Origin of the sequence: Pseudocitrobacter faecalis (assembly GCF_965231525.1) — a bacterium.
Taxonomy (GTDB): domain Bacteria; phylum Pseudomonadota; class Gammaproteobacteria; order Enterobacterales; family Enterobacteriaceae; genus Pseudocitrobacter; species Pseudocitrobacter faecalis.
The window spans coordinates 4,545,276-4,558,642 of the sequence record NZ_CBDDNJ010000002.1; the positions used below are offsets into that span (position 1 = coordinate 4,545,276).

Genomic DNA, 13,367 nt, shown 5'->3' on the forward strand with positions numbered 1-13,367 from the left:
GGCTTTTTTTTTGCCTTCATTTTAGCGCGGTGATCGTTCGAATAATTATCGTGTCGCTAAGGGCAAGGGTGATTGGGGGCGAGAGGTGGGTGATACTTCAGGACAAAAGGGGAGCAAACTGGCGGAAGATCACAGGAGTCGAACCTGCCCGGGACCGCTGGCGGCCCCAACTGGATTTGAAGTCCAGCCACCTCACCGGAGATGACGATCTTCCGCGCCTCGATTGCTACATGGAGGCGGGGCGCATTATAGCTACTTTCAGGCATTTACCACATCTTTTAATGCACCTTTTTTGGATTCATTTGGCACATCTCCCGCCAGTGAATCTTCGCCACAGTACAAAATCCCATAAAATCCGCAAGTTACACTTCGACACATTCTCTAGTCCTACACCGATCACAGAAATTAAGAAACGTAATTTGATAACGAGATATCGGAATTCATCTTAGCGAACGGATGGTTTACAAAAACAGTAACCGGTACCAGCGTGGAGTCGGCCCAAGAAGGATTTCGGCATGAAGAGCGAAGTTTTATCCGTCAAAGAGAAGATTGGCTATGGCATGGGCGACGCCGCCAGCCATATCATTTTTGATAACGTCATGTTGTACATGATGTTTTTTTACACCGATATTTTCGGTATTCCTGCCGGTTTTGTCGGCACAATGTTTCTGCTGGCGCGTGTGCTGGATGCTATTTCCGACCCCTGTATGGGCCTGCTGGCTGACCGTACGCGTAGCCGCTGGGGTAAGTTCCGTCCGTGGGTGTTGTTTGGCGCGCTGCCGTTCGGCGTGGTGTGTGTGCTGGCATACAGCACGCCAGACCTCAGCCTGAACGGCAAAATGATTTACGCCGCCGTAACGTATACGCTGCTGACCCTACTCTATACCGTGGTCAATATCCCTTACTGCGCGCTGGGCGGCGTGATCACTAACGACCCGACACAGCGTATCTCGCTGCAATCCTGGCGCTTTGTGCTGGCGACGGCGGGCGGCATGCTCTCTACCGTGCTGATGATGCCGCTGGTGAATTTAATCGGCGGCGAGGATAAAGCCCTCGGTTTCCAGGGCGGCATTGCCGTTCTGTCGGCGGTTGCGTTCCTGATGCTGGCGTTCTGTTTCTTCACCACCAAAGAACGTATTCAGGTGCCACCAAGCACTACTGGCATGCGTGAAGATCTGCGCGATATCTGGCAGAACGATCAGTGGCGCATCGTCGGCTTGCTTACCATTCTGAATATTCTTGCCGTCTGTGTGCGCGGTGGCGCAATGATGTATTACGTCACCTGGATTATGGGCTCTCCGGCGCTGTTTACCGCCTTCCTGACCACCTATTGCGTCGGTAACCTGATTGGCTCCGCAATGGCTAAACCGCTCACTGACTGGAAATGCAAAGTGAGCGTCTTCTGGTGGACTAATGCCGTTCTGGCGGGTCTGAGCCTGGCGATGTTCTTTGTCCCCATGAATGCCAACGTACTGATGTTCGGCTTTATTTTCGTGATTGGCGTGTTGCACCAACTGGTCACGCCGATTCAGTGGGTGATGATGTCCGACACCGTCGACTACGGTGAGTGGTGCAACGGTAAACGCCTTACCGGTATCAGTTTTGCAGGCACGCTGTTCGTGCTCAAGCTGGGCCTGGCGTTAGGCGGCGCGATGATTGGCTGGATGCTGGCGGGTGGGGGCTACGATGCGGCTGCGAAAGTGCAGAACAGCACCACCATCAGCATCATTATCGCGCTGTTTACTCTCGTCCCTGCGATTTGCTATCTGCTGAGCGCCATCATTGCGAAACGCTACTACACCCTGAAAACGCCGTTCTTGCTGAAAATTTTGGGCGAGCTGGCGCAGGGCGCACGTCGCAATCAACAAGAATTTGAACATGTACCCGAATCAAAATCATTACAGAGTTAAGAGGACGAACTATGAAAATCAGTGATGGAAACTGGCTGATCCAACCGGGGCTCAATCTTATCCACCCCATCCAGGTGTTCGATGTCGAGCAGCATGGCAATGAGATGGTGGTTTATGCCGCGCCGCGCGATGTACGTGAGCGTACCTGGCAACTGGATACTCCGATGTTTACGCTGCGCTTTTTCGCCCCGCAGGAAGGCGTGGTGGGTGTGCGTATCGAGCACTTCCAGGGCGCGTTAAACAACGGCCCGCACTATCCGCTGAACGTCCTGAAAGATGTGAAAGTCGAGATGCAAAACACCACCGATTTCGCTGAACTGAAAAGCGGCAACCTGAGCGTGCGCGTCACTAAAGGGGAATTCTGGTCGCTCGATTTCCTGCGTAACGGCGTACGTATTACCGGTTCTCAGGTGAAAAACAATGGCTACGTGCAGGATAGCAATACCGGTAAAAACTACCTGTTCGAGCGTCTGGATCTGGGCGTAGGTGAAACGGTTTATGGCCTGGGCGAGCGTTTTACCGCGCTGGTGCGTAACGGTCAGACGGTGGATACCTGGAACCGCGACGGCGGTACCAGTACTGAGCAGTCCTATAAAAACATTCCGTTCTACATTACCAATCGCGGTTACGGCGTGCTGGTGAATCACCCGGAAAACGTCTCGTTCGAAATCGGCTCCGAAAAAGTCTCTAAAGTGCAGTTCAGCGTGGAAGGCGAATATCTGGAATATTTCGTTATCGACGGCCCAACACCTAAAGAGGTGCTCAATCGCTATACCCGGTTCACCGGTCGCCCGGCGTTGCCGCCAGCATGGTCGTTCGGCCTGTGGCTTACCACGTCGTTCACCACTAACTACGATGAAGCGACCGTGAACAGCTTTATCGACGGTATGGCTGAGCGCAACCTGCCGCTGCACGTTTTCCACTTTGACTGCTTCTGGATGAAAGCTTTCCAGTGGTGTGATTTCGAGTGGGATCCGGTGACCTTCCCTGACCCGAAAGGCATGATTCAACGCCTGAAAGAGAAAGGGCTGAAGGTCTGTGTGTGGATTAACCCGTACATCGGCCAAAAATCACCGATCTTCAAGGAGCTGAAAGAGAAGGGCTATCTGCTTAAACGCCCGGACGGTTCCCTGTGGCAGTGGGATAAATGGCAGCCTGGCCTGGCGATTTACGACTTCACCAACCCGGATGCTTGCCAGTGGTACGCCGACAAGCTGAAAGGCCTGGTGGATATCGGCGTCGATTGCTTCAAAACCGACTTCGGCGAACGTATTCCGACGGACGTTCAGTGGTTCGACGGTTCCGATCCGCAGAAAATGCATAACCACTACGCCTTTATCTACAACGAACTGGTGTGGAATGTGTTGAAAGACACGGTGGGCGAGGAAGAGGCGGTACTGTTTGCCCGTTCCGCGTCCGTGGGCGCGCAACAGTTTCCGGTTCACTGGGGCGGTGACTGCTATGCCAACTATGAATCGATGGCAGAAAGCCTGCGCGGCGGCCTGTCGATCGGTCTCTCTGGCTTCGGCTTCTGGAGCCACGATATTGGCGGCTTCGAAAACACCGCCCCGGCGGATGTCTACAAACGCTGGTGCGCATTCGGTCTCTTCTCAAGCCATAGCCGCCTGCACGGCAGCAAATCCTACCGTGTACCGTGGGCGTACGATGAAGAGTCCTGCGACGTGGTGCGCTTCTTCACCGAAATGAAGTGCCGCATGATGCCGTACCTCTATCGTCAGGCGGCGCTGGCGCACGAGCAGGGTACGCCGATGCTGCGCGCAATGATGCTGGAGTTCCCGAACGACCCGGCATGCGACTACCTCGACCGCCAGTATATGCTCGGCGACTCCGTTATGGTGGCGCCGGTGTTCTCGGAAGTGGGCGATGTGCAGTTCTACCTGCCGGAAGGCCGCTGGACGCACCTGTGGCACAACGATGAAGTACAGGGCAGCCGCTGGCATAAACAGCAGCACGACTTCCTGAGCCTGCCGGTATACGTTCGCGACAACACCCTGCTGGCACTGGGCAACAACAGCCAGAAACCAAACTACGCGTGGCATGAAGGCACTAAATTCCAGCTCTTCTGTCTGGATGATGGCCGGGAAGCGATTTGCACCGTTCCGGCGACGGATGGTTCAGCCGCATTCACCCTGAAAGCGGTACGGGTGGGTAATACCATCACGGTGACCGGTGAAGGCAACGCGCGTGACTGGACGCTGTGCCTGCGCAATGTGCAGCAAATTAGCGGTATTAAGGGCGGCGCACATGCGGGAAGTGAGTTGGGTGTGGTGGTGAAAGCGGAAGGGGGTGAGACAGTGATTCATCTATGAGGGGGCACCCTCACCCTAACCCTCTCCCTGAGGGAGAGGGAACGGATAGAGCATAACGTTAAGACCTGCGCCGGTTTTCACCCTCTCCCTCAGGGAGAGGGCTGGGGTGAGGGTGAAACCACCCCACCCCGCATCACCTGCGTCACCTGCTCTTTCGCCATATTCACCGCGCTCAGTTGCCCGTTTACCGTGGGCTTGAGCGGTGCGTCTGCCTGCACTGCCCCGGTGGCGGTGAGCTGAAGGTTACCGTCGCCGCTGATGGGCAGTGCTGGCCATCCCCAGGCCTGCAACGTATTCAGCGGCACGCCGCGTGCGTCGAGGCTGACGTTCACCTGCCGTTGCGGCAATTGAGAAACCGTGGCGGTGGCGTTGAGCCTGCCTTTCTCTGTGTATGCTGCAAGTTCGCTGATATTCACCGTCGAGGCGTTTGCCGACAGCGCGAGGCTCGGACGATTGACGTCTACGCGATTAAACGTCGCCGCCGCCGCGTTGAGTTGCACATTTCCGCCCCATACGCCCCACAGGCGATTTTTCACCAGCTGAAGATTGGTGGCGCTGCCTTCCAGTGCCGTAATCTGCCATGGGAAAGCTGGGTCGATATCGATAACCAGATTGCGGCTGGCGGTGAATTTCTTCAGGGTCACGCTGTTGAGCCACTCTGGCAATGCGTCCATCCACAACTGTTTCCAGTTATTGGGTAACGTGTATTCAAGGCCGACAACAGACGCATCATCCAGCGTCAGCGCCTGCCCGTTGCGCAACCAGAAACCGGACGTTCGCACCGTGCTGCCTTCCCAGCGGGTTGTGAACTGACGCAGGGCGATGCCCTGGTCTGAGAGCTCGCCGTTGAAAATGGGGTCCAGCAGATGCAACGAGCCATAGATAAACTCGCTGGCGTTGAGGGTGATTTTGCCGTCCGTACTTTGCCAGCCCCCCTGGCTTAGGGTCAGGTTGCGCACATTCATATCGAGGTCCGTCACCGCCCAGTCCGGCCCCTGTAAACGGGCATCCACCACCTCAAGGCGGCCAATTTGCAGCGACGGAACGGTACTGAGCGGGGCGAAGAAATCGACCAATGTTTTATCACTTTGCAGACGAATATCGTTCAGGCGCAGATTATCCACCACCCAGCTTCCGTCGGCGTTGCGGCGGGCATCGCCAGCCAGCGAGCCGCGAGCGACCTCCGCGCCAAGGCTGGTGAGCGTCACTACACCGTTGTCAATATCCCCTTCGATAACGGCGTTGCTGGTGGGTACGCCATTGAGCGTCAGGGAACCGGCATTCACCTGTAGATGCGTTTTCTTGCCCAGTACGTTGCCCGCTTCCGGCGTCCATGGCGCAATGCTGCCGTTAACTCGTTGCGCACTTAATTCCCAGCCGGTTTCCGGGCTGTTGAAAGCCATGTTATTGAGCTGCAGGCGATCGGCGGCAAAGGGAAGCGGCGCGTTAGATGGCGAGAGATTTAACGTCCCGTCTTGCAGCAGGATAGTGTTAACGTGTAGCGGGTCGGTCACCTGGCGGGTGCTCAGGCCGATGTCGACAGCTTTAGCGACCAGCGTCGCGGGTTTGCCATCGCGCCCGAAGGTCACATTTCTGAACAAGAGATGGGAAGGCGATGAGAAACGGTGATCCATCGCATCGAACGTCACCTGGTAATCGGTGTTTTCCGTGAGCCACTGACTGACTTCACGCGCGCCCCAGCGGGTTTGCAGCAGGAAGTAGAAGGCGAGAATGACCAGCAGCAGTGCAACGAGAAGCCAGAGAATCAGCTTTCCAATAAATTTCATGATCTTCCATCCTGAGAAGGGCACATAAGGCAGTTATGCACGAATTATGCGCAATGCTCAAGGTAAGAAGGGTGAAATTCGGTGTCAGCGTGTGGGGATAATGCCGGATGACGTCACCGCCATCCGGCAAAGCGGATTACTCTTTCTCTGGCGGGAAGACCAGATTCAGAACAATCGCGGTGATACCGCCAGCGGCGATACCAGAGGAGAGCAGGTTTTTCAGCCAGTCCGGCGCAAACTGAAGGATTTGCGGCTGCTGGGAAACGCCCAGGCCGATGGCCAGTGAAAGGGCAATAATCAGAATTGCGCGGCGATTCAGCGGTTCGCGGGAAACAATACGCACGCCGGATGCGGCGATGGTGCCGAACATCACCAGCGTTGCGCCGCCCAGAACCGGCTCAGGAATGTGCTGCACAAAACCGCTTACCGCCGGGAACAGACCCAGCACGATCAACATCAGCGCAACGACAAAGCCAACGTAGCGGCTGGCAACGCCGGTCAACTGAATTACGCCATTGTTCTGACCAAAGCAGGAGTTCGGGAAGGTGTTGAACACCGCAGAGACAAACGAGTTCAGGCCATTAGCCAGCACGCCGCCTTTCAGGCGCTTCATGTATACCGGGCCGGAGACCGGTTGCTCAGAGACGTCAGAAGTCGCCGTAATATCACCAATTGTTTCCAGTGAGGTGATCATAAAGACCAGCATCAGCGGCAGCAGCAGGTTCCAGTCGATGCCCAGGCCATAGTACAGCGGGGTTGGGATCATCAACAGGTCGGTGTTGGTCGGCGCGGTATTTTCTGGCAGCATGCCGAGGAACCAGGCCATCAGATAACCTGCCGCCATGGCAATGACCAGCGATGCAATGCGCAGGTACGGGTTGCGCTGGCGGTTAAGCAGAATAATCAGTACCAGTACGATACCCGCCAGCAGCAGATTTTTTGGCGCGCCAAAGGTGTTGTTGCTCATCGCCGCATAACCGCCGCCAATGGATGTCAGGCCAACCTGAATCAGTGACAGCCCGATAATCATGACCACCACGCCGGAAACCAGCGGCGTGATAATACGACGCGCCAGATGCAGCACGCGCGAAAGCACCATTTCTGTACAACTCGCCAGCATCAGCGTACCAAACAGCGCCGCCATCATCGTCGGCACATCGGCACCACCGGTTTTCAGCGCGGTACCGCCCATAATCAGCGGCGCAACAAAGTTAAAGCTGGTGCCCTGAATAGACAATAGACCCGAACCCACCGGCCCCCAGGCTTTAATCTGAATGATGGACGCCACACCGGAAGCGAAGAGCGACATACTGATAATGTGCTGAGTATCCGCTGCCGGCAGACCCAGCGCCTGACAAATCAGCAGGGCAGGCGTGATCACCGCAACAAACATCGCCAGCAAGTGTTGCAGTGCGGCAAAGAGGGTTTGTGGCAGCGGCGGGCGGTCTTCTAAGCGGTAAATCAATTCGCTGTTTTGAGTGTGCGCAACCGGTTGCGCATTTTCTGACTCAAGGGTGTTGGCGGACATCAGAGGCGATCTCGTGGTGGAAAAGTGGCGATTTTATCGGACTGGTGGGTAAAAGCAAACGGTTGCTTTGGGAAGGCGTTAAAAAAATACCGGATCTTAATTTTTATCAATTATTCATTACATAAATGATTTATCGGCGTGATTAACCTTTTTCTGTCATTTTTGCGCATTTATTGATTACAATCTGCTCCCTGATCTTACGATGAGATCTCAACGACACAGGAAATACGTCGCGTATGAATGAATCATGCGTCAGGTAAGGAGCTTCAAATATGTTTCATCTCGATACGTTATCTACGCTGGTCGCGGCGACTATGGTGCTGCTGTTAGGGCGCAAACTGGTTCACTCCGTCCCCTTCTTTAAAAAATATACCATTCCAGAACCGGTCGCCGGTGGGCTGCTGGTGGCGCTGGCTCTGCTGGTGCTGAAAAAAAGCATGGGTTGGGAAATCGACTTCGATATGAGTCTGAAAGACCCGCTGATGCTGGCCTTCTTCGCCACCATTGGTCTGAACGCCAACCTCTCCAGTCTGCGAGCGGGCGGAAAAGTATTAGGCACCTTTCTGATAGTGGTGGTGGGGCTGCTGCTGATGCAGAACGCCATCGGCATTGGCATGGCGAAAATGCTGGGGCTGGATCCGCTAATGGGCTTACTGGCAGGCTCGATTACGCTCTCTGGCGGGCATGGTACCGGGGCGGCGTGGGGCAAACTGTTTACCGAACGCTACGGTTTTACCAGCGCAACGGAAGTCGCGATGGCTTGCGCAACATTTGGCCTGGTGCTGGGTGGCCTGATTGGCGGGCCCGTGGCGCGTTATCTGGTCAAACACTCTTCCTCGCCGGACGGTACACCAGAGGATCAGGAAGTGCCGACGGCGTTTGAAAAGCCGGACGTTGGGCGCGTTATCACCTCGTTGGTGTTGATTGAAACCATCGCATTGATTGCGATTTGTCTGACGGTCGGGCGAGTCGTTGCGCAACTGCTGACCGGCACCATGTTTGAATTGCCAACCTTTGTGTGCGTGCTGTTTATTGGCGTTATCCTGAGTAACGGCCTCGCGCTGGTCGGGTTTTATCGTGTCTTTGAACGTGCGGTGTCGGTGCTTGGCAACGTCAGCCTGTCACTCTTCCTGGCGATGGCCTTAATGAGCCTCAAACTGTGGGAGTTGGCTTCATTAGCGCTACCGATGTTGGCGATTCTGGGGGCACAGACGCTGGCGATGGCGCTGTACGCGATGTTCGTCACCTACCGGATGATGGGTAAAAACTACGATGCGGCGGTGCTGGCAGCAGGTCACTGCGGCTTTGGCCTGGGGGCGACGCCAACGGCGATTGCTAATATGCAGGCGATTACCGAACGTTTCGGCCCGTCGCATACGGCGTTCCTGGTGGTACCAATGGTGGGAGCGTTCTTCCTTGATATCGTCAATGCGCTGGTGATTAAGCTCTATCTGATGTTACCGATGTTTGGCTAATCAGTGCGGGGAATGTGGCGGGGGCGCTTCGCTTGCCCGCCCTACATCGATCGCAATTCTTTGTAGGGCGGGCAAGCGAAGCGCCCCCGCCATCGTTTTTTACTCGTCGTGATCTTCCCACGCCAGCGCGCGTTTCACCGCTTTTTTCCAGCCGCTGTAACGATAATTACGCTCGGTCGTTTCGATGCCCGGGCGGAATTCACGCTCAATTACCGCTTTCTCCTGCAATTCATCCAGATTCTGCCAGAAGCCTACTGCCAGGCCCGCGAGATACGCAGCACCTAACGCGGTCACTTCGCGGACTTCCGGGCGCTCTACACGGGTACCCAGAATGTCTGACTGGAACTGCATCAGGAAATTATTGGCAACCGCGCCGCCATCCACGCGCAGGGCGTGCAGACGAATGCCGGAGTCAGCTTGCATCGCTTCCAGCACGTCGCGCGTTTGATATGCAATGGATTCCAGCGTGGCGCGAATAATGTGATTCGAGTTGACGCCGCGCGTCAGGCCGAAAATCGCGCCGCGCGCATACGGATCCCAGTAGGGGGCTCCAAGGCCGGTAAACGCCGGAACCACATACACACCGTTGGTATCTTTCACTTTGGTGGCGAAATACTCAGAGTCGAACGCGTCGCTGATGAGTTTCATTTCATCACGCAGCCACTGAATAGAGGCACCAGCCATAAACACCGCGCCTTCCAGCGCATAGTTCACTTCACCGCGCGGGCCACAGGCAATGGTGGTCAGCAGGCCATGCTCCGATTTCACCGCTTTTTCGCCGGTGTTCATCAGCATAAAGCAGCCGGTGCCGTAGGTGTTTTTCGCCATCCCTTCCTTCACGCACAGCTGACCGAAAAGCGCCGCCTGCTGATCGCCTGCGATCCCGGCGATCGGAATACGCGTGCCGCCTTTCCCACCGATGTTGGTCTGGCCATATACTTCGGAGGATTTGCGCACTTCCGGCAGCATAGCGCGCGGGATGTCGAGCACCTCGAGCATTTTGTCGTCCCAGTCCAGTTCATTGATGTTGAACAGCATGGTACGTGAGGCGTTGGTGTAATCGGTGACGTGCACGCGCCCCTGGGTCATTTTCCAGATAAGCCAGGTGTCGACGGTACCGAACAGCAGTTCACCACGGCGGGCGCGCTCGCGGGAACCCTCTACGTGGTCGAGGATCCACTTCACTTTGGTGCCGGAGAAGTACGGGTCAACCACCAGGCCGGTAGCTTTACGCACATACTCTTCCATACCGTCGCGTTTCAATTGTTCGCAGATATCGGCGGTACGGCGGCATTGCCAGACAATGGCGTTATAAATCGGTTTTCCGGTTTCGCGTTCCCACACCACGGTGGTTTCGCGCTGGTTGGTGATACCAATCGCGGCAATCTGATCGGAATTGATATCGGCTTTCGCCAGTACTTCAACCAGCGTGGAGCTCTGGGTTGCCCAGATTTCCATCGGGTCGTGCTCGACCCAGCCTGGCTTCGGATAAATTTGTTCAAATTCGCGCTGTGAAACACTGATGATATTGGCGTCGTGATCCATTACCACGGCGCGGGAACTGGTAGTGCCCTGGTCGAGCGCAACGATATATTTTTTGTCAGTCATAATGCGTGTTCCATAGTCAGATTACAGCGAAGCATTGTGTTGAGCGCTACCGGAGGTGGTGTCTTTTTCTTCAACCACACAGGTATCACACGGCAAATGGCGGCCAATCAGTTTGCGATAGCTGAATGCACCCAGCGCCGCGCCCACCACGGGTGCGAACATCGGCACCACGAAATAAGGAATATCTTTGCCGCCCGTGAAGGCGACGTCGCCCCAGCCCGCCAGCCAGGCGAACGTTTTTGGCCCAATATCACGTGCCGGGTTCATCGCAAAGCCGGTCAGCGGCCCCATGGATGCACCAATAACGGCGATCAACAGGCCAATCAGCAGCGGTGCCAGCGGCCCGCGTGGAATGCCGTTGCCATCATCGCCCAGCGCCATGATGACGCCCATCAGGATAGCGGTTATCACCATTTCTACCGCGAAGGCCTGCACAAAATTGATATGTGGGTTCGGGTAAGTGGAGAATATTCCAGCAAGATCAAGACTTTCTACGCTGCCGCGCACCATATGATGGGTTAATTCGTAATCGTAGAACAGGTTGTAATAAAGCCCGTAAACCAACGCCGCTGCGCAAAACGCGCCGGCAAACTGAGAAAGGATGAAAGGGACCACTTTACGGCGTTCGAAACAGGCGAACAGCCACAGCGCAACGGTGACCGCCGGGTTAAGATGTGCGCCGGAAACCCCTGCGGTCAGGTAGATGGCCATCGCCACGCCCAGACCCCAGATAATACTGATTTCCCACTGACCAAAGCTGGCCCCTGCGACTTTTAATGCCGCAACACATCCTACGCCGAAAAAGATCAACAGCCCGGTACCAAGAAACTCTGCAATGCACTGGCCTTTTAGGGTTGAAGTTTGGCTCATAATCGGTTCCTGAAGACAGTTTACTAGTTATTGTGTCGTGGTGGTCGAAGACACCCACGCTGCCATGTAGGCATCGTGTTAATTTATCGTTAACGAACATAAACGAGAAATATCGAAATCAAAATGTGTGTACTACGTCATAAAATGAGCGATTTCGCGCCAGATTGTGTCTCTTTACGGAACTAAAAAAAGAGAGCTGAATCATTTCATTCACTTCTCGTGTTAACAAATAAGGGGTAAATGCGCCGAAAGCTCCAGGTCTAGACTGAAAATTGTTGCAAACCGCAATCTACGTGCCCTGGCGCTGGACAGGGGGAGCGGGGCTCCATACAATCGAAGGTCAGAAGTGCGCATATTTTCGTTAAGGCGTCGCCGGGTTCCCGGGACGATATCAACGCCTTGCAAGATCAGGAGAGGTATGACGATGTCATTAGAAGTATTTGAGAAACTGGAAGCAAAAGTTCAGCAGGCGATTGATACCATCACCCTGTTGCAGATGGAAATCGAAGAACTGAAAGAGAAGAATAACGCGCTGGCGCAGGACGTTCAGTCTGCACAGCACAGCCGTGAAGAGCTGGAACGCGAAAACAACCAGCTGAAAGAACAGCAGAATGGCTGGCAGGATCGTCTGCAGGCGCTGCTGGGCCGTATGGAAGAAGTGTAATCTTCCTCTGAGTTTGCTGCCTTCATCGGGCGTTATGCCAGGAAGGCAGCGACTTCTCTTTGCGTTATCTCCCCTCCGTATATTTCAAAATCACATAATCAATCTTTTTTTATTCTTTAATGTTCAATTTGCTTTCTGGCACGCTAGCCTTATCAACGACACAACATAAGAGAGCGGGCGATGAACAAGTGGGGCGTGGGTTTAACTCTTTTGCTGGCTTCCACCAGCGTACTGGCTAAGGATATTCAATTACTTAACGTTTCTTACGATCCGACGCGCGAACTGTACGATCAGTACAATAAAGCCTTCAGCGCGCACTGGAAAAAAGAAACGGGTGATAACGTGGTGATTCGTCAGTCCCATGGCGGTTCCGGTAAACAGGCGACATCGGTTATCAACGGTATCGAAGCTGACGTGGTGACGTTGGCGCTGGCCTATGACGTTGACGCGATCGCAGAGCGTGGCCGCATCGATAAAAACTGGATTAAACGCCTGCCGGATAACTCCGCGCCGTACACCTCCACCATCGTTTTCCTGGTACGTAAAGGCAATCCAAAACAAATTCATGACTGGAACGACCTGGTGAAACCGGGTGTGTCTGTCATCACCCCGAACCCGAAAAGCTCTGGCGGCGCACGCTGGAACTACCTTGCTGCATGGGGTTATGCGTTGCACCACAATAATGGAGACCAGGCCAAAGCCCAGGAATTCGTCAAATCACTGTTCAAAAACGTTGAAGTGCTCGATTCCGGCGCGCGTGGCGCAACGAATACCTTCGTTGAGCGCGGCATTGGCGATGTGCTGATTGCGTGGGAGAACGAAGCGCTGCTGGCGGCAAATGAGCTGGGTAAAGATAAATTCGAAATCGTCACGCCGAGTGAGTCGATTCTGGCAGAGCCAACCGTTTCTGTGGTCGACAAAGTGGTTGAGAAAAAAGGCACTAAAGAAGTGGCAGAAGCCTATCTGAAGTACCTCTACTCGCCAGAGGGTCAGGAGATCGCGGCGAAAAACTTCTATCGTCCACGCGATCCGGAAGTGGCGAAAAAATATGAAAGCGCGTTCCCGAAACTGAAGTTGTTCACTATCGACGAAGAGTTTGGCGGTTGGACGAAAGCACAGCAGACACACTTCTCTAACGGCGGTACCTTTGACCAGATTAGCAAACGTTAATCGCGGTTGAATGAAGATGGCCCGG

General features: G+C 54.8%; 9 protein-coding genes and 1 tRNA gene. 5 read left to right on the forward strand and 5 right to left on the reverse strand.

Annotation, left to right across the window (positions count from 1 at the left end; translation table 11 throughout):
• Positions 1–119 precede the first annotated feature (119 nt).
• Positions 120–214, reverse strand: a tRNA-Sec gene (locus ACOXYR_RS21925).
• A gap of 301 nt (positions 215–515) precedes the next feature.
• On the opposite strand from ACOXYR_RS21925, the gene ACOXYR_RS21930 reads away from it, so the two are divergent.
• Both ACOXYR_RS21930 and yicI read left to right on the forward strand, forming a co-directional pair.
• Positions 516–1,910: a glycoside-pentoside-hexuronide family transporter gene (locus ACOXYR_RS21930; RefSeq protein WP_421356681.1), complete on the forward strand. Its 1,395-nt coding sequence runs from the start codon at positions 516–518 to the stop codon at positions 1,908–1,910.
• An 11-nt stretch (positions 1,911–1,921) separates the two neighbouring features.
• A complete protein-coding gene (yicI, locus tag ACOXYR_RS21935) occupies positions 1,922–4,240 on the forward strand; it encodes an alpha-xylosidase (protein ID WP_421356682.1) in 2,319 nt (772 codons plus the stop codon).
• Positions 4,241–4,329: 89 nt separating this feature from the next.
• On the opposite strand, the gene ACOXYR_RS21940 is transcribed toward yicI, so the two are convergent.
• A complete protein-coding gene (locus tag ACOXYR_RS21940; protein ID WP_421356683.1) occupies positions 4,330–6,027 on the reverse strand; it encodes an AsmA family protein in 1,698 nt (565 codons plus the stop codon).
• A gap of 136 nt (positions 6,028–6,163) precedes the next feature.
• A complete protein-coding gene (locus tag ACOXYR_RS21945) occupies positions 6,164–7,555 on the reverse strand; it encodes a nucleobase:cation symporter-2 family protein (protein WP_015343983.1) in 1,392 nt (463 codons plus the stop codon).
• A 272-nt stretch (positions 7,556–7,827) separates the two neighbouring features.
• Here ACOXYR_RS21945 and gltS point away from each other — a divergent pair, with 272 nt between their 5' ends.
• On the forward strand, positions 7,828–9,030 hold the full coding sequence (gene gltS, locus ACOXYR_RS21950) for a sodium/glutamate symporter (RefSeq protein ID WP_113858300.1): 1,203 nt from the start codon (positions 7,828–7,830) through the stop codon (positions 9,028–9,030).
• Positions 9,031–9,129: 99 nt separating this feature from the next.
• Here the strand turns inward: gltS and glpK are convergent, their stop codons facing one another.
• Together glpK and ACOXYR_RS21960 are read right to left on the reverse strand one after the other, a co-directional pair.
• Positions 9,130–10,638 (reverse strand): glycerol kinase GlpK, encoded by a 1,509-nt coding sequence (gene glpK / locus ACOXYR_RS21955; RefSeq protein WP_108476556.1) that lies wholly within the window; start codon positions 10,636–10,638, stop codon positions 9,130–9,132.
• A gap of 21 nt (positions 10,639–10,659) precedes the next feature.
• Entirely contained in the window at positions 10,660–11,508 is an 849-nt protein-coding gene (locus ACOXYR_RS21960) for an MIP/aquaporin family protein (RefSeq protein ID WP_108476555.1), read from the reverse strand.
• Positions 11,509–11,926: 418 nt separating this feature from the next.
• Between ACOXYR_RS21960 and zapB the strand changes: the two genes are divergently transcribed.
• Positions 11,927–12,172: a septal ring assembly protein ZapB gene (gene zapB, locus ACOXYR_RS21965; protein ID WP_108476554.1), complete on the forward strand. Its 246-nt coding sequence runs from the start codon at positions 11,927–11,929 to the stop codon at positions 12,170–12,172.
• A gap of 180 nt (positions 12,173–12,352) precedes the next feature.
• A complete protein-coding gene (locus tag ACOXYR_RS21970) occupies positions 12,353–13,342 on the forward strand; it encodes a sulfate ABC transporter substrate-binding protein (RefSeq protein ID WP_108476553.1) in 990 nt (329 codons plus the stop codon).
• The last annotated feature ends 25 nt before the right edge of the window (positions 13,343–13,367 follow it).

Excerpts from the sequence above, each read along its gene's own strand:
- zapB (WP_108476554.1), top strand. The coding sequence starts at position 11,927 with ATGACGATGTCATTAGAAGTATTTGAGAAACTGGAAGCAAAAGTTCAG.
- yicI (WP_421356682.1), top strand. The coding sequence starts at position 1,922 with ATGAAAATCAGTGATGGAAACTGGCTGATCCAACCGGGGCTCAATCTT.
- ACOXYR_RS21970 (WP_108476553.1), top strand. The coding sequence starts at position 12,353 with ATGAACAAGTGGGGCGTGGGTTTAACTCTTTTGCTGGCTTCCACCAGC.
- glpK (WP_108476556.1), bottom strand. The coding sequence starts at position 10,638 with ATGACTGACAAAAAATATATCGTTGCGCTCGACCAGGGCACTACCAGT.
- ACOXYR_RS21930 (WP_421356681.1), top strand. The coding sequence starts at position 516 with ATGAAGAGCGAAGTTTTATCCGTCAAAGAGAAGATTGGCTATGGCATG.
- ACOXYR_RS21960 (WP_108476555.1), bottom strand. The coding sequence starts at position 11,508 with ATGAGCCAAACTTCAACCCTAAAAGGCCAGTGCATTGCAGAGTTTCTT.
- gltS (WP_113858300.1), top strand. The coding sequence starts at position 7,828 with ATGTTTCATCTCGATACGTTATCTACGCTGGTCGCGGCGACTATGGTG.
- ACOXYR_RS21940 (WP_421356683.1), bottom strand. The coding sequence starts at position 6,027 with ATGAAATTTATTGGAAAGCTGATTCTCTGGCTTCTCGTTGCACTGCTG.
- ACOXYR_RS21945 (WP_015343983.1), bottom strand. The coding sequence starts at position 7,555 with ATGTCCGCCAACACCCTTGAGTCAGAAAATGCGCAACCGGTTGCGCAC.